A 15410-nucleotide genomic window follows, 5' to 3' on the forward strand; every position below is an offset into this window, starting at 1 on the left:
CAAAGCCCCTTTATGGGGCTTTTTTATTGCCCTTTACCTCTCATAACCAGAATACAAAATGGGCCGTTCGGCCCATAAATTAGGGAGCAAATAATAATATTTTGCAGCCGTATATGAGAAAATATAAGTACTGCGGAATTTATAACATCAAGTCATTTGCTTTAGGAATTTTATTATCCATAAATATTTCAGGTTTTTCACAAATAAGTGAAGCAGCAAAACAGAAGAACCTGGCAGCTGATAAAGCCTGGTCATCCGGCGATCAAAATGAAGCCGTAAGATTGTATCTGGAATCTATAAGCCTCTCGCCTAAACAAATGCTCCCTTATCAACGTTTAGCTTTCTTCTTTGAAGCTAAGGGATTAACGGACAGAGCTTTGTCTTACCTCACTAATGGTATTTCTCAGAATCCAACTGCTGCTCTTTTTTCACAAAGAGCCTTAATCTATTCTTCATTGAAGAATTATGATTTGGCAAAAGCGGACGAAGAAAATGCCATATTGCTTAACAAAACAGATCCAGTACATTACTACAATGCAGCACTTTTTTCTTACTATCTGAAAGAAGCTAATCCAACCCGTTATTTTGATGAGGCAGATAAAATTGCTTCCATCCCCAAACCTGAGATTTGGCTCAGACGTGGATTATATTTTGCAGCTGGACCTGCAGATTATAAAACTGCAAAAAATTGGTTTGATAAAATTTTCACAAATGGAGATCATCCTTCCTATTCCCCCAACGACTTAAACCTGATGGGCATTACATCCTATCAAAACAAAGAATTCAATAATGCCGAAAAATTGTTCAAGGGTTCATTGGAACGCAAGGAGGACCCGGATGTAATGGGAAATCTGGCATCCGTATATGTTGACCAGCAGAATTGGCAAAAACTACTTGAATTATCAAAAAACATGGTCAGCAAATACCCCGAACATATCATGGCAAATGCCTATTACGGTGTGGCCCTGGTTCGAACAGGTCAACAGAATGAAGGCAACCGGTTCATAAAAAAAGCCGAATCACTTCAGCAGAAACAGCAATAACACCCAATACATGAAGGCTATTTTATTTATTACTTCTTTAGCTTTACTATCTACAGCCAATGCGCAATGCATTAAAGGGGACTGTACCAACGGAACCGGCAGCTTCAACTTCGGATACGCAATATATACTGGTAGCTTTAAAAATGGCAAACCTCATGGAGCCGGAGTAATGGATTATGGGAATGGAGAAAAATATGAGGGCCAATTTGTTAATGGAACAGAAGAAGGAGAAGGTGTTTTTTATAAAAAAGGGACTTCAAAAAAAGTCTGGTATGAGAAAGGAAAAATCGTTCGCGAAACAGAAATGGTTATCACAGGAGGTCATATGCCTAATGTAGAAGGCTGTTCCTCCGGAGATTGTTTAAATGGTTCCGGTGTTATGATTTATCCGAGCAAAAACAAATATTCCGGGCAATTTAAAAATGGACAAAGACATGGAACCGGCACTTTCACTTTTGCAAGTGGCAATAGTTTCGTGGGAAAATTTCATCAGGATCTGCCTGTTGAAGGAACATTCAATTATGCGAGGGAGTCGGTTAGCTTCACAGGCAAAGTAAATGAAGACTGTACTCCGCAAACTGGCAATTATTATTATCCCAATACAGAAGCCACGGTGACCATACTGAATGGCAAAATCACCAAAATTGTAAATCCAAAGGCAGACAAACTGAAAGCAGAAATGAGCCAGATGGATGCCGCACAAAAACCTACCACCTGTACCCGCTGCAATGGCAAAGGCATTTCTGGCTATTCCAGGGTAAGTGTTACCAATACTGTTGAAAATGTGGGGGTTGACCGCTATCTGAATGGCCGATACACTACTACTACTCGTTATGGCAGAACATCTTTCCCGGATATCTGCACAGACTGTGGGGGCAAAGGAATTAAAACAAATAAATAATCATGATCAAATTATCAAAATTTGTAAACAAAAGACGCCGTAGCATTTTTTTAATCGGGAGTATATTTTTACTTCTAACCATCCATTCGAAATCGAACGCACAAAACACGAATGCACTTCCACCACAAGGCGCGCCCGGAATTTTTACAGTTTCGGTAAATGGTAAACCCATGTTGTTCAATCCAAGTAAGCTACTTGCTTTCAGGGTAAAAGAAGACGGATCCATTTCCATTTCTGCGCAAACATCTACCGATATATTCAACACCAATATTCTCGTGATGAATATTGCACCATCAGATACCACCAAACTGATTACGAATGGAGAATATAAAATTGTGCCAGAAGATGATGCAAGCAACTTCATAGTTAGAGCCGAATATTCTTCCAATGCAAATGGGAATAGCTCGTATTGGTGGAGTGATGCAAGTCGGGTAAAGGGCGGACAAATTATCATTGATCTAATCACTACAGACCGAATCAAGGGCAGGTTCTCCTTTACCGGTGTATTAGAAAAAGAAGACGGCAGCATGGATGCTAAGAACCTCGTGAAAATCACCAATGGAATTTTTGATTTACCGCTGGAAACCAGAAGTCGAATAGACCCAAGATAAAAACAACGTCGTCTAAAAAAACATAAAAAGTATGAAAAAAATTATTGTCATCCTCTCCTTATTCTTGCTTTCTCATAGCATGAAGGCTCAGGAAACAAATTCCAGTAAATTAAGATTTGATTTGGTTTTTTTAATCGCAGATGCTGCAAAGGGATTTCCGGAAACCTTTAATTCTCTTACAGACAACAAACCCTACGGGAGGTATTATAGCGCAAAAAGAGCGCTTTTTGGAATTACGGAAAGTGCAGGTTTAACCTATCTTCCGCCGAGGGAAAAAACGAAGTACAACGAAGCAGAAAATGAGGCGTTTTATTTTACTCAATTATTTAAAACTGGGAAGCCCTATTATGATATTATTAAGGACTCTCTGGAATTGATTTTAGATGGTTCAGCCAAAGAAGCAGGTCTTAAGAAAATTAAAATTAAATCCCCAAAACAGTCTAGTTTTAAATGGACAGGATACCAATACGCCATCAATAAAAAGACTGCCTTCAGCATCATTTATGATGATGATGATGATAATAGTATCCGACTAAGAGTTTATTCGCCCTTTCGTCCTGCAGATGTTTCTCCTCCTTTAAAAACATTGGGCTGTATTGTTATTTCATTTGACAACTTCGTTTATAAATATGTTGCACCGGTTTACGGAGAGAGCATGAATGACATTAGCAGCACAGCTGCATTGGCTGCTAAAGCATTTAATAATTCGGGTATTGTTGGGAAAGATTACCAATACACATGGTACCCCAACAAAACCGTATATGATATTCAACAGATGTTTAAAAAACCAATAGTTGTAAGTGAAATAGGTGGCGTAACAGCCAAATAAACAAGATTGATTAAGCAAAAAGCCCGACCAAATGGTCGGGCTTTAAAATTTTATAAGGTGCCTCGTCCTAAAATAAGTTGACACAAAAGTTGACTTATGCAGAGTAACAATTATTTAAAGAGAACCCAAAGGGACTACAGCTTATCCTTTAAACTTCAGGTAGTTGATGAAGTTGAAAAAGGGCACTTAACCTGGAAACAGAGTCAAAAGAAGTATGGCATCCAGGGAAGAAGTACCGTTTTGGTATGGTTAAGAAAACACGGAACTTTAGATTGGACTAGTAAATCTCCCATGAAAAAGAAAGCACCACCGAAGACGTACATATCGCAATTGGAAGCAAAGATCAAACGGCTTGAAGCAGAGAAAGAGATATTAAATAGAGCCATAGATATTGCCGATGATATGTTCGATACTGAGATTAGAAAAAAGTTCTTACCCCTGTCACAAGCAGCTTCCGACAAACAGGGGGAAAAAGAAGAGAATACAGCGTCGGAAGAATAGCATTAGTCTTAGGTTACAGTCGTCAAAATGTATACAAGCAGCAAAAAGATAGGATAAAAAAGACGTTAACACTAGAGGCTGTCAAAAAGCTAGTGGATAGGGAAAGAAAACAACTGCCTAGAATTGGAACCCGCAAAGTATACTATCTGATTAAAGAAGATTTACAGAAGAATGGACTGAAGTTTGGTCGGGATAAGCTCTTTGGCTTAATGCGTCATTATGGGTTACAAATCAATCCCCGTAGGCGCTACACACAAACAACCATGAGTAAACATTGGCTAAGAAAATGGCCTAATCAAATCAAGGGGAAAACAATAAATCATCAGGATGAAGTTTGGGTAAGCGATATAACATACATCAAGACAGAACAAGGAAATTGTTATTTGAACATGATAACGGATGCCTACAGCAGAAAAATCATGGGCTATGCTGTTGAAGATAATATGGAAACCGAAAGTATGATTGAAGCCTTGAAAATGGCTGTAACACAACGAAACAACCCAAGTATGTCAACCATCCATCATTCAGACAGAGGATTGCAATATTGTAGCAAGGAATATGTGCTAATGACAGCAAAAAATAATATACAATTAAGCATGACAGAAAATGGAGACCCTTACGAAAATGCATTAGCCGAAAGAATGAACCGTACCATAAAAGAAGAATTTGGAATGGATCGGAAATTGAAAAGTAAAGAACAGGTCAAACAGTTAGTTCAAGAAAGTGTATTTTTATATAACAACAAAAGACCACATCTAGCACTTCAAATGAAAACGCCAGATCAGGTCTACAACAAAAAAATCCCGGCTACCTGAGGCAACCGGGACTTATTTTAAAACTGTCAACCTATTTCAGGACAATTCAAGGCTTTCAAGCCATAATAGCAATTACTCCCAAATCTGGTCTTTGCCTTCCAGCCATAATTTCACAGACTCTGTAGTTACAGATTTTGGTCTTTCCAACGGGAAGCCCAAAACTCTATCCCAGCAAAGGCTTGCCATTACACCCAATGCACGGCTTACTGCAAATAACACGGTGTAGAATTCATATTCAACAAAACCATAGTGTACCAATAATGCACCACTATGAGCATCTACGTTCGGCCATGGGTTTTTGATTTTACCCAATGATTGTAAAATTGGAGGTACTGTTTCGTAAATATTCCAAACAGTATTTACCAGCTTATCATCCGGCATATGTTTCTTGCCAAATTCCATTTGTGCAGAGAAACGCGGATCTGTTTTACGCAACACGGCATGACCATATCCTGGTACTACTTTGCCAGAATTCAAAGTATCCTGCACATATTGTGCAATCTGCTCTTTACTTGGACTATCCGTTCCCAACTTTTCCTGCATTTCAAAAATCCACTTGATCACTTCCTGATTAGCTAACCCATGTAAAGGACCAGCCAAACCATTCATACCCGCAGCATAGCTTAGGAATGGGTCACTTAATGCAGAACCCACCAGGTGAGTGGTATGAGCGGATACGTTACCTCCTTCGTGATCTGCATGGATTGTCATATATAAGCGCATCAACTCCTTAAAGCTTTCATCGTCATATCCCATCATGTGGGCAAAATTTCCTGCCCAGTCTAACAAACCATTGGGTTGAATATGTTCGTTATTTCTATATTTTCTTCTGTAGATATACGCTGCAATTCTAGGCAAACGGGCAATCAAATCCATTGCATCGTCATAGGTTGCATCCCAGTAATCTTTTTTATTCATTCCCTTTGCATATTCCTTGGCGAAATTGCTTTCAGTCTGCAAAGCCATGACACCCACTACAAACATGGTCATTGGGTGCGTATTCAGCGGAAGCGCATCAATGGTAGCAAAAACATGGTTCGGAACATGGCTTCTTCTCTGCCACACACTGGTAATATGGTTCACTTGCTCCTCAGTGGGCAATTCTCCCATTAACATCAGGTAGAACAATCCCTCTGGTAAAGGTTCCCCTCCACCGGGTGCTTTTGGCAGCTTCTCCTGTAATTCAGGAATAGAGTAGCCTCTAAATCGGATACCTTCCTGAGCATCCAGTAAACTGGTTTCAGTTACTAAACCGGTAATACCTCTCATACCCTGATAAATTTGGGCAAGAGTAACTTCACCAATTTTTTTATTTCCGTGATCTTTTAAAATGGATTTGATTTCAGCGGAAGCTATATCAGCTTTTGCTTTAAACCTTTCTTTAATTATTCCCATGGCAATCTATTGTTAGATAATCTGTTTTTCAAAGGTAATTGAAGTTGCAACTGTAACAAAATCAATGCCAATCTGGTTCTAAATTTTCACAAATAATTATTTTGGAGCCTTACGATACAAGTACGCCACAACCAGCAGGAATATCATATTGGGTATCCATGCTGCCAGCAAGGGGTGTAAATCACCCTTTGTGGAGAAAATGGTTGAAAAACGGTCTGTAACGATGAATAAGGCAGCGGTCACAAATCCCACCGCCAGGTGTACCCCACTTCCTCCTCTGACTTTACGTCCGGCAACTATGGCACCAATAAGCGTAAGTAAAATGACCGTTACGCAAGTGGCATCCCTGCGATACCGCTCTACTTTTAAACTATTTAAACCTTCAGATCCCCGCAATTCTTCCAGCGCAATGAAACGGGACAATTCCGGGGTGGTCAATTTGTCTTTTGTGTATTTGTCTCTTGTTAAGTCGGATGGCTTAAAATTAAAGTTCATGAGGCGGGTAGCTTCCTGAACCACTTGTTCCTGCATGGGTTGAAGCTTTCTGTCAAATACAACATCCATTTTCCATTTCCGCGAAGCAGTATCCCAGATGATGGATTCTGCTCTTAGATTCTCTACCACTTCGTTACCCTTTACTGTATACAAAAAAACAGGTCCCCCTCTTTTTACCAAAGTATCATAATAGTGGATACCTGCATAGGTAAAAGAATCTATCCGCAGATAAATATGATTGGACTGACCCAGTAAGGCATTATAGCTTGAATTGGCATCGATGTATTTGGCTTCAAAATTTCCCCTTAGCACATTGGCTTTAGGTACCACATACTGGTTGGCAAACCACAAAATAGTAGCCATGATTATCCCACCAATCCAATAGGGTCTTAACCACCTGGAATAGCCGGTGCCGCTGGCAAGTATGGCAATAATCTCACTGTTGCCCGCCATTTTGGAAGTAAAAAAATCACCGCAATAAAAACAAAAAGCGGGAACAGCAAAGCAATGATATGCGGAATGAATCCTGCATAATAGTCTGTTACAATTCGTTTGAATCCTAATTGGGAACGAACAAAGTCGTCTGTTTTTTCACTAACATCAACAACCACCGCTATCACCGCGAATAAAAAATAGCAAAGAAGAAGGTGGTAAGAAATTTTCTGAGTATGTACCAATCAAGCTTCTTCATTCATTCAAAGATAAAAAAATACATCCATTAAAATGGATGTACAATTTCTGGGCTTCAGTAGGTAGCGGATTAGTAAGTATTACTAAAATAATCACACTCCTTCAACCTGCATGACTTTTAAGATGAAAGTGAATAAATATTAAAATGCGCTGCGCTTATCCACAGCCTTTTTTCCGGGGGGAGATTACAACCGCCGCTTCACTATTTCTAGCATTTCCTTTTTCCAGCTTGCAAAACTATTGTCCAGTATATGCTTTCTCGCTTCACCCACTAACCACAAATAAAAACTGAGGTTATGTATACTGGCCAACTGCAATCCCAGAATTTCCTCTGCTACAAACAAATGGCGCAAATAGGCTTTTGTATAATACTGACTGGGTTCAGAAGGCAAACCAGGATCAATGCTGCTGAAATCGGTTGCCCACTTTTTATTTCGGATATTGATTACACCCTGCGTTGTAAACAGCATGCCATTTCTACCGTTACGGGTAGGCATTACACAATCGAACATATCAATTCCTAAATCGATGCACTCCAGTAAATTCCAGGGTGTTCCTACTCCCATTAAATAACGGGGTTTATCTACAGGCAGATTTTCGGTGCAAAGTGCGGTAAACTCGTACATCATTTCTTCCGGCTCTCCCACACTTAACCCACCAATGGCATTACCCACAGCATTGCGTGAAGCAATGTACTCACAGGAAGCTTTTCGTAAATCTTTGTAGGTGCTTCCCTGAACAATAGGGAATAAATTCTGTGTATACCCGTATTTATCAGGTGTTTCAGCTAAGCGGGCAATGCATCGGTCCAGCCAACGATGGGTTAATTCCATGCTTTTTCTGGCATACTCATACGTACTGGGATATGGCGGACATTCATCAAAAGCCATGATAATATCTGCCCCGATACTCCGCTGAATATCCATTACCGACTCGGGCGAAAACAAATGTCTGCTCCCGTCAATATGAGATTGAAAAACAACTCCTTCTTCTTTAATTTTCCGGTTGGCTGCCAGTGAAAAAACCTGGTATCCGCCACTATCTGTTAAAATAGGTCGATCCCATCCATTAAAGCGGTGTAAGCCACCGGCAGCTTCCAGTACGGCCGTACCGGGTCTTAAATACAAATGATACGTATTACCTAATATTATCTGTGCTTGAATATCCAGCTTCAGCTGCTGCTGGGTAACTGCCTTTACTGAGCCTACAGTACCAACGGGCATAAAAATTGGAGTCTGAATCTGACCATGATCGGTTTGAATGGTGCCCGCTCTTGCAGCGGTTCCATTTGCGGTATGTTCAAGTGAATAACTTAGTGCAGCCATCCTGCAAAAGTACTGGTCTTTGCCCTATTTTTGCGGCATGATCATACCCGATATTGTCTGGACCATTTGTTTTGGGCTTTTTTGTACCGTTATTGCCATTCAGGCATTTTATTACTTATACTTCTTCAGAAGAATGGCTTATTATCATAATAAGGAAAAAGAAGTATCTGTTGAACATCCCGTATCTGTAATTATTTGTGCAAGAGACGAAGCGCATAACCTTGTGAAAAACCTTCCCGGGGTTTTGGTTCAGGACTACCCAACTACTCACGAAGTTGTTTTGGTTAACGACAACTCAACCGACGAGAGTAAATATGTAATTGATGAATTCAAACGCTCCTTTAAAAACCTGAACATGATTGAGCTTACCCAGGAAGCCAAAATGATCAGTGGTAAAAAGTTCCCTTTATCCATGGGAATCAAGAGCGCCAAATATGAAATTGTCTTACTCACAGATGCAGACTGCGTTCCCGCTTCCGAAAACTGGATTAAAAAAATGCAGGACGCTTACGACGAGGAAACAGAAATTGTACTGGGTTATGGAGCTTATCACAAAAAACCCGGCTTACTCAATAAGCTGATTCGATTTGAAACTTTTCATACAGCTATGCAGTATTTTTCTTACGCTTTGGCTGGTAAGCCCTATATGGGCGTAGGCAGAAACCTGAGCTACAAAAAAGAACTTTCTTTTTTAAGAATAAAGGATTTTCTTCCATCAATCAAATCCCTAGCGGAGATGACGATTTATTTATCAATCAGGTGGCAACTGGTTCCAATACGGCTGTATTAATGGATCATGATGCGCACACCCTAAGTGATCCCAAAACAACCTGGGGTGAATGGATGACACAGAAATACAGACATTATACTACAGGAAAATACTACAAACCCATTCATCAGTTTTTACTGGGGCTCTATTCTTTTTCCTTATTTTTTGTTTACCCGCTTCTGGCTATTTCCATCATCTTCTTTAACTGGCAACTAGCCTTGGGTGTTTATGCTATTCGTTTCTTATTACAGGCTATCATCCTGTATAAAGGAATGGCTAAACTGAATGAAAAAGACCTATACCCCTGGTTCCTGTTTTTTGATATCTGGATGTTTTTTTATTACCTATTTACTGTACCTGCTATATGGAAAGCGCCGCGCAAAAACTGGGATTAATTACCAAGTACTTTGATGATTTTACTCCGCAGCAATTGCATCAGCTGGGTATGCTAGAAGAATTGTATAAAGAGTGGAATGCCAAAATCAATGTCATTTCCAGAAAAGACATTGACAGTATTTATTTACACCATGTACTTCATTCATTAAGTATTGCAGCCATCGCAGATTTTAAGAAAGGGCAGCAGATCATTGATATAGGTTGTGGTGGTGGTTTCCCTGGCGTACCATTGGCCATTTTTTTCCCTGAAGTAGAATTTCTTCTGGTAGACAGTATTGCAAAAAAATTAAAAGTAGTAGATGCCGTATGCGAAGCAGCAGGCATAAAAAACATAACTACCAAGCATTCCAGGGCAGAAGATATTACCAATAGGAAATTTGACTTTGCTGTTTCAAGAGCTGTTGCTCCTTTAAAAGAGTTATTAAAATGGAGTATGCCCTTAATTAAAAAACCTACAGGTACTATTTCAGATGGTAGTATTAGAAATGGATTAATCTGTTTAAAGGGGGGCGACTTAAATCAGGAAATATTTGAAAGTGGTGCCAGGCCTAAAATGATGCCCATTGTGAAAATTTTTCCGGAAGAATACTTTGAGGAAAAATACATTTTACACGTTGCCAAATAAATTATTCAGTAAAATAAAAACAATAAAAAACCCGCAATAAATAACGAATGCGGGTTTTTATATTCTGGCAATACCTTTTAATCAGGAATCACCAGTTTATTATTGGTTCTGTTGATATCTGCCAAACGTTGGCTAGGATCAATCTCGATGGATTTTATATCTGATATGGCTCTGGATGTATTAAAGCTGTAGTCGGGGTGAGTCCATTTCCATGGAGTGTGCATGGTTCTTGGAACAGCAGACTCAGCTGCTTTTGATCCATACATAATATCCAATGGCATATAATGCATTTCCTGGCTGCCATCTTTAAAAGTCACCAGTACATCTACCGGCATGGGCATTTTACCTAAACGCTTGATGGTGATGGAAGTTTTATTGTTAACCATTGCAATATCTCCTACTGCATAGTCAATAGTCTTGGTACTGTTGATCCAATATTCCTTGTACCAGTCCAACTCTAAACCACTTGCCTTTTCTGCAATACGAATAAAATCATTTGGATTAGGATGTTTAAATTTCCAGGTATTATAATAGTCCAATAAAATTTTATCTCTTACTGTGGCACCTGTAATGTATCCGAGTTGCTCAATAAAAACAGCTCCTTTGCTGTAAGCTGCAGAACTATAAGCATAATTGGTATTGAAATGGTCGGCATGGGTACTTGCAGGTTCTTCGTATCCACTTCTTGCCAGTCTGATATACCCCATGTAAGTTCCGTTATACCAGAAGCCCGGGCTGTTGCGCAATGTGGCCAAAGCACGGGTGCTTGAATAATCAGTAAACCCTTCATCCATCCATGGATATAAGGCTTCATTGCTGCCTAAAATCATCTGATACCAGCTATGCATCCATTCATGAATAGCTGTTCCAAGGCTGGCACTTTTAATAAGCGTAGCCATTGGATATTCCATACCACCATCGCCACCCTGAACAAACGTATAAGTCTTATAAGGATATGCTCCGAAAGTTTTTGCAATAATCGGATATACCAAAGCACAGGTATCTGCCATTTTCTGCCAGCGATTTTCTAAGGAATCCACTTTCTTATAAACAACACGCAACAGCGGACCACCTTCAGTTGTTCTGGTAATCATTTTGTATTCGGGATCGGCTGCCCACATAAAGTCATGCACATTATTGGCCTGCCATTTCCAGGTTAAGGTTTTACCAGATGCAGGTTTCACAGTTACGCCTTTGGCTTCATATCCAAATCCAATTTCATTGGCATTCAGTAAATCTCCGCCAGCGGTTACCATATAGTTTTTATCGATGGTGATATTCACATCAAAATCGCCCCATACACCGTAGAATTCTCTGGCTATATAAGGATTGGCATGCCAGCCCTGGTAATCATACTCCACTACCTTGGGGTACCATTGTGCCATACTATAGCGAATACCTTCTGCATTATCTCTGCCACTTCTCCTGATTTGAACAGGAACCTGAGCTTCAAAAACTACATCCAATGTAATTTTCGATTTAGGAAGAATGGGTTTGGACAACACAATTTCCAGAATGGTTTCATGCTCTTTCAAAGACTGCGCAACTCCATTAATGGTAACCGATTTTACCCGCTGGTATCCGATTTCATCGGGTGTTAGTTTGCTGATACGATCTTTAACCCTAGCATCCCAATCCAAACCATCATTATTCCTACGGGGATCAGACAATTTGGTTTTTCCTAATTCCCTGCTTCTGACATCCATGCTGCTATTGGGCTGGAAAGCATTCCAGTACAAATGCATAAACATCTTGTTCAAAGTATCCGGAGATTGGTTAAAATAATCTATTTTCTGTGTGCCGGTAAAACGGTTGGTAGTTACATCCATATTTACATTCATGGTGTATTTAATCTTCTGTTGCCAGCGGTCGGGTTGTGCTGTAACTGCTGTACTGATCAACAGTAAACTAAAAAATAAAAATTGCGTCAATCTAGGCATGGTATTGATTTATCGTTAGCAATGAATAAAATAAAGGAAGGTAAATTTCCGAAATTAATTTGAGAATTCTAATCAGGCAAGCCATCAACTACCAGTACAATTTCACCTTTCACCGATTTAGATTTAAAATATTCTGCAACTTCTATTAAAGTTCCTCGTTGATTCTCCTCAAATATTTTGGTTAGTTCTCTGGCAACAGAACATTTTCTCTCCTCGCTAAAATATTTCGCCATTTCTTCGAGCGTCTTTACTAATCGCATGGGACTCTCATAAAAAATCATGGTCCTTTCTTCGTTAGCCAGTTTTTTCAATAGGGTCTGCCGGCCCTTTTTCAAAGGCAAAAAGCCCTCAAATACAAACCGGTTGGTTGGCAATCCACTATTTACCAATGCAGGCACAAAAGCTACTGCACCCGGCAAAGTCTCCACTTTAATTTTCCTTTGTATGCATTCGCGAACTATCAGAAAAGCCGGATCAGAAATTCCAGGTGTGCCCGCATCGGTTATTAATGCCATGGTTTTACCTGCTTCCAGCTGATCGGCTATATGAGATACAATTTTATGTTCATTATGCTGATGATACGGACTTAATGGCTTTTGAATGGCATAATGCTGCAACAACTTAGATGAAGTTCTGGTGTCTTCACAAAGAATAACATCCACCGCATTCAGTACTTCCAGTGCGCGTAAAGTAATGTCCTTCAGATTGCCTAAAGGTGTAGGAACTAAATAAAGCAAATTATGCGTTTATACTGATCTCAAAAAACTCCATCACCTGATTAGCCAGTAGTTGTTTAGCCGCTTTTTCAGCAATCAATTTTGCTTCTTCTGCAGATCCGGCTTCAACCGATAGGGTAATGCGTTTTCCCACTCTTACGTCTTCAACCTGGTTTATGCCTAAATTGGCCAACCCTCCTAAAACGGCTTTACCCTGAGGGTCTAATAAATCTTTTAAAGGCATTACATTGATGGCTACTTCAAACTTCATGATTCGGTTGATTTAAAGAACAAAGATAGAATTACATAAGCAATAAACCCTGCCGAAATTGCCAGCCAGCCAAAAAGAAAAGCAACCGGCAAGGCAATAGCCAAAATGATTAAAAAGGGTAATATTTTAGTGAAACTGATACCATTGAATTTCAAAGCCAGCATGGGTATAGTTGAAATCATCCCAAAACTCAGGAACACAATAAGACCATACCATAACCATGGTTTCAAAAGCAAATCCATTACCCAGGCATCTTTGGCATACCAGTTAACCAATGGAAAGGAGGCCAGCAGAATTCCGGCAGCGGGAATGGGAATTCCTTTGAACCCAACCGACTTTGACGTATCTAAATTAAAACGGGCCAGTCGGTATGCACCAGCGCAAGGCAATAACAATGCTGGTAATAATGCCCATTCCGTGATATCTAATCCACCTTCTGAACTTGAATAGGAAAAACGCAGAAACTGAAGGACAATCATGGCTGGTGCAACCCCAAAACTCACTACATCGGCAAGAGAATCCAATTGTTTTCCCATTTCAGAAGCCTGTTTCATCCAGCGAGCTACAAATCCATCCAGAAAGTCAACCAGACCAGCCGCAAAAATGAGCCAGCTGGCCCACATCATTTTTTCAGGAATACTCACCAAGCCATCCCCTTCCGCCTGGTAAGTCAGGCCAGGTTGCAATATGTACAAAATAGCTGTTGCACCTAAAAATAAATTCAACAGCGTAAAACAATTTGGAATATGCTTCATGCTATTTACGCTTCATGAATGATTCAATTTCATCTGCAGTAATCGGGATATTCTTCATCAAATCATTATTCCCGTTTTTGGTTATCCAGAAATTATTTTCAATTCGGACTCCCATTTTTTCTTCTTCAATGTAAATACCAGGTTCAATTGTAAATAACATACCCGCCTGAATAGGTTCGGTTCTGGTACCCAAATCATGTACATCTACACCCAGGTGATGCGAAATACCGTGGTACAAATATTTGCGATACGCTCTATTTTCCTTGTCTTCATTTTTTACATCGGCCTTTGTAATCAGACCAATTTTAATAAACTGTTTGGTGGCTTCCTCCCCCACTTTATCGGTATAATCCAGAATATTGATGCCTGGTTTTAAAATTGACTTGGCATAGTTGTGTAAATGAAGACAGGCATTGTAAACTTCTTTCTGTCTTTTGGTAAACTTGCCATTAACAGGAATGGTTCTGGTTAAATCCGCACAGTAGCCCCCATATTCAGCACCAAAATCCATCAACAATAAATCTCCATCCTTGCAGACTGCATTATTAGAAACATAATGGAGTGTTCTGGCATTATCGCCACTGGCAATAATACTTCCATATGCCGGGCCAGTTGCACGATTGCTTAGAAAGCTATGCCAGATTTCAGCCTCAACTTCATATTCATGTACACCAGGTTTTACAAATTTCATGATTCTTCTGAATGTCAGATCTGTAATATCAATGGCTTTCTGAACCACTTCTATTTCTTCCTTTGTTTTAATGGCGCGTATGGCTTTCATTATTTTAGCCGCACGCATAAACTGGTGTAAGGGATAAAGGGCTTTCATTTCTGCAATGAAGCGATATTCTCTGGTTTGAATATTGGAAGCTTTTCTGTCGTTTTCGTTGCTATCCAGATAAATGGTATCTGCCAGATGAATCCAACCCTGTAACAAGGCATCCAGGGTATCTAACCAAACAATGGTTTGAATGCCTGATATTTTTCTGGCTTCTTCAGCTCGCAGTCTTTTCCCATCCCATTTTTCTTTCAGTTCATTAGGTCTTACCAACACAAGTACTTCGCGAAACTTGGGATCCGGATTGTCTGGAAACAGTATCACCATTGAATCTTCCTGAACAATACCACTCAGCCAGAATAAATCACTGTTTTGTTTAAATGGATGCAGGGCATCTCCATTTCCGGGCCACTCGTCATTGCTTACAAATACTGCAATACTATTGGTGGTCATCTGGCGTACAAAACGCTTTCTGTTATTGATGAAAATGTTTGAATCTAATGGAAAATATTTCATGCGCAATCGTTTGTATTACGCAATATATAAAGTTTGAGG

The 15410-nt window shown here is 39.8% G+C and carries 15 protein-coding genes and 2 pseudogenes; 9 read left to right on the forward strand and 8 right to left on the reverse strand.

What is annotated here, in order from left to right; genetic code table 11:
- Positions 1-113 precede the first annotated feature (113 nt).
- From P767_RS0106520 to P767_RS0106550, 6 genes and pseudogenes are all read left to right on the forward strand, one after another.
- Positions 114-1043 (forward strand): tetratricopeptide repeat protein, encoded by a 930-nt coding sequence (locus P767_RS0106520; RefSeq protein ID WP_026751460.1) that lies wholly within the window; start codon positions 114-116, stop codon positions 1041-1043.
- Positions 1044-1053: 10 nt separating this feature from the next.
- Complete coding sequence (locus P767_RS17590) at positions 1054-1944, forward strand: MORN repeat-containing protein (RefSeq protein ID WP_026751459.1); 891 nt, start codon at positions 1054-1056, stop codon at positions 1942-1944.
- A gap of 2 nt (positions 1945-1946) precedes the next feature.
- On the forward strand, positions 1947-2555 hold the full coding sequence (locus P767_RS0106535) for a DUF6252 family protein (protein WP_152530885.1): 609 nt from the start codon (positions 1947-1949) through the stop codon (positions 2553-2555).
- Positions 2556-2586: 31 nt separating this feature from the next.
- On the forward strand, positions 2587-3384 hold the full coding sequence (locus tag P767_RS0106540; RefSeq protein ID WP_152530884.1) for a hypothetical protein: 798 nt from the start codon (positions 2587-2589) through the stop codon (positions 3382-3384).
- A gap of 96 nt (positions 3385-3480) precedes the next feature.
- Positions 3481-3661: pseudogene (locus tag P767_RS18315) on the forward strand (IS3 family transposase); the annotation flags it as partial.
- 220 nt (positions 3662-3881) lie between these two features.
- Positions 3882-4700 (forward strand): IS3 family transposase, encoded by an 819-nt coding sequence (locus tag P767_RS0106550; protein ID WP_026751387.1) that lies wholly within the window; start codon positions 3882-3884, stop codon positions 4698-4700.
- Positions 4701-4772: 72 nt separating this feature from the next.
- On the opposite strand, the gene P767_RS0106555 is transcribed toward P767_RS0106550, so the two are convergent.
- The 3 genes and pseudogenes from P767_RS0106555 to tgt form a co-directional block, all read right to left on the reverse strand.
- Entirely contained in the window at positions 4773-6095 is a 1323-nt protein-coding gene (locus P767_RS0106555) for a citrate (Si)-synthase, eukaryotic (RefSeq protein ID WP_026763877.1), read from the reverse strand.
- A 96-nt stretch (positions 6096-6191) separates the two neighbouring features.
- Positions 6192-7210, reverse strand: a pseudogene (locus P767_RS16175) (LptF/LptG family permease).
- A 255-nt stretch (positions 7211-7465) separates the two neighbouring features.
- Positions 7466-8605, reverse strand: coding sequence for a tRNA guanosine(34) transglycosylase Tgt (gene tgt / locus P767_RS0106565; protein ID WP_026763878.1), 1140 nt, complete (start codon positions 8603-8605; stop codon positions 7466-7468).
- 37 nt (positions 8606-8642) lie between these two features.
- Between tgt and P767_RS16180 the strand changes: the two genes are divergently transcribed.
- The 3 genes from P767_RS16180 to rsmG are packed head-to-tail and all read left to right on the forward strand — an operon-like array spanning position 8643 to position 10395.
- Positions 8643-9395, forward strand: coding sequence for a glycosyltransferase (locus P767_RS16180; RefSeq protein ID WP_245586850.1), 753 nt, complete (start codon positions 8643-8645; stop codon positions 9393-9395).
- Positions 9365-9769, forward strand: coding sequence for a glycosyltransferase family 2 protein (locus P767_RS18805; RefSeq protein ID WP_245586851.1), 405 nt, complete (start codon positions 9365-9367; stop codon positions 9767-9769). The genes P767_RS16180 and P767_RS18805 overlap by 31 nt, the downstream gene beginning before the upstream one ends.
- Entirely contained in the window at positions 9739-10395 is a 657-nt protein-coding gene (gene rsmG, locus P767_RS0106575) for a 16S rRNA (guanine(527)-N(7))-methyltransferase RsmG (protein ID WP_245586852.1), read from the forward strand. The genes P767_RS18805 and rsmG overlap by 31 nt, the downstream gene beginning before the upstream one ends.
- Before the next feature lie 77 nt (positions 10396-10472).
- Here the strand turns inward: rsmG and P767_RS0106580 are convergent, their stop codons facing one another.
- The 5 genes from P767_RS0106580 to P767_RS0106600 all read right to left on the reverse strand — a co-directional run bounded on the left by P767_RS0106580 (position 10473) and on the right by P767_RS0106600 (position 15371).
- Complete coding sequence (locus P767_RS0106580) at positions 10473-12335, reverse strand: M1 family metallopeptidase (RefSeq protein WP_026763880.1); 1863 nt, start codon at positions 12333-12335, stop codon at positions 10473-10475.
- Between the two features lie 68 nt (positions 12336-12403).
- A complete protein-coding gene (gene rsmI, locus P767_RS0106585; protein ID WP_026763881.1) occupies positions 12404-13072 on the reverse strand; it encodes a 16S rRNA (cytidine(1402)-2'-O)-methyltransferase in 669 nt (222 codons plus the stop codon).
- Position 13073: 1 nt separating this feature from the next.
- Positions 13074-13322, reverse strand: a complete 249-nt coding sequence (gene purS / locus P767_RS0106590) for a phosphoribosylformylglycinamidine synthase subunit PurS (RefSeq protein ID WP_026763882.1) — start codon at positions 13320-13322, stop codon at positions 13074-13076.
- Positions 13319-14077: a CDP-diacylglycerol--serine O-phosphatidyltransferase gene (pssA, locus tag P767_RS0106595; RefSeq protein ID WP_026763883.1), complete on the reverse strand. Its 759-nt coding sequence runs from the start codon at positions 14075-14077 to the stop codon at positions 13319-13321. The genes purS and pssA overlap by 4 nt, the downstream gene beginning before the upstream one ends.
- A 1-nt stretch (position 14078) precedes the next feature.
- Positions 14079-15371: an aminopeptidase P family protein gene (locus P767_RS0106600; RefSeq protein WP_026763884.1), complete on the reverse strand. Its 1293-nt coding sequence runs from the start codon at positions 15369-15371 to the stop codon at positions 14079-14081.
- Between the last annotated feature and the right edge of the window lie 39 nt (positions 15372-15410).

The sequence above is a fragment of the Sediminibacterium salmoneum NBRC 103935 genome (assembly GCF_000511175.1).
Classification (GTDB): Bacteria; Bacteroidota; Bacteroidia; order Chitinophagales; family Chitinophagaceae; genus Sediminibacterium; species Sediminibacterium salmoneum.

Excerpts from the sequence above, each read along its gene's own strand:
- P767_RS0106520 (WP_026751460.1), top strand. The coding sequence starts at position 114 with ATGAGAAAATATAAGTACTGCGGAATTTATAACATCAAGTCATTTGCT.
- P767_RS17590 (WP_026751459.1), top strand. The coding sequence starts at position 1,054 with ATGAAGGCTATTTTATTTATTACTTCTTTAGCTTTACTATCTACAGCC.
- P767_RS0106535 (WP_152530885.1), top strand. The coding sequence starts at position 1,947 with ATGATCAAATTATCAAAATTTGTAAACAAAAGACGCCGTAGCATTTTT.
- P767_RS0106540 (WP_152530884.1), top strand. The coding sequence starts at position 2,587 with ATGAAAAAAATTATTGTCATCCTCTCCTTATTCTTGCTTTCTCATAGC.
- P767_RS0106555 (WP_026763877.1), bottom strand. The coding sequence starts at position 6,095 with ATGGGAATAATTAAAGAAAGGTTTAAAGCAAAAGCTGATATAGCTTCC.
- tgt (WP_026763878.1), bottom strand. The coding sequence starts at position 8,605 with ATGGCTGCACTAAGTTATTCACTTGAACATACCGCAAATGGAACCGCT.
- P767_RS16180 (WP_245586850.1), top strand. The coding sequence starts at position 8,643 with ATGATCATACCCGATATTGTCTGGACCATTTGTTTTGGGCTTTTTTGT.
- rsmG (WP_245586852.1), top strand. The coding sequence starts at position 9,739 with ATGGAAAGCGCCGCGCAAAAACTGGGATTAATTACCAAGTACTTTGAT.
- P767_RS0106580 (WP_026763880.1), bottom strand. The coding sequence starts at position 12,335 with ATGCCTAGATTGACGCAATTTTTATTTTTTAGTTTACTGTTGATCAGT.
- purS (WP_026763882.1), bottom strand. The coding sequence starts at position 13,322 with ATGAAGTTTGAAGTAGCCATCAATGTAATGCCTTTAAAAGATTTATTA.
- pssA (WP_026763883.1), bottom strand. The coding sequence starts at position 14,077 with ATGAAGCATATTCCAAATTGTTTTACGCTGTTGAATTTATTTTTAGGT.
- P767_RS0106600 (WP_026763884.1), bottom strand. The coding sequence starts at position 15,371 with ATGAAATATTTTCCATTAGATTCAAACATTTTCATCAATAACAGAAAG.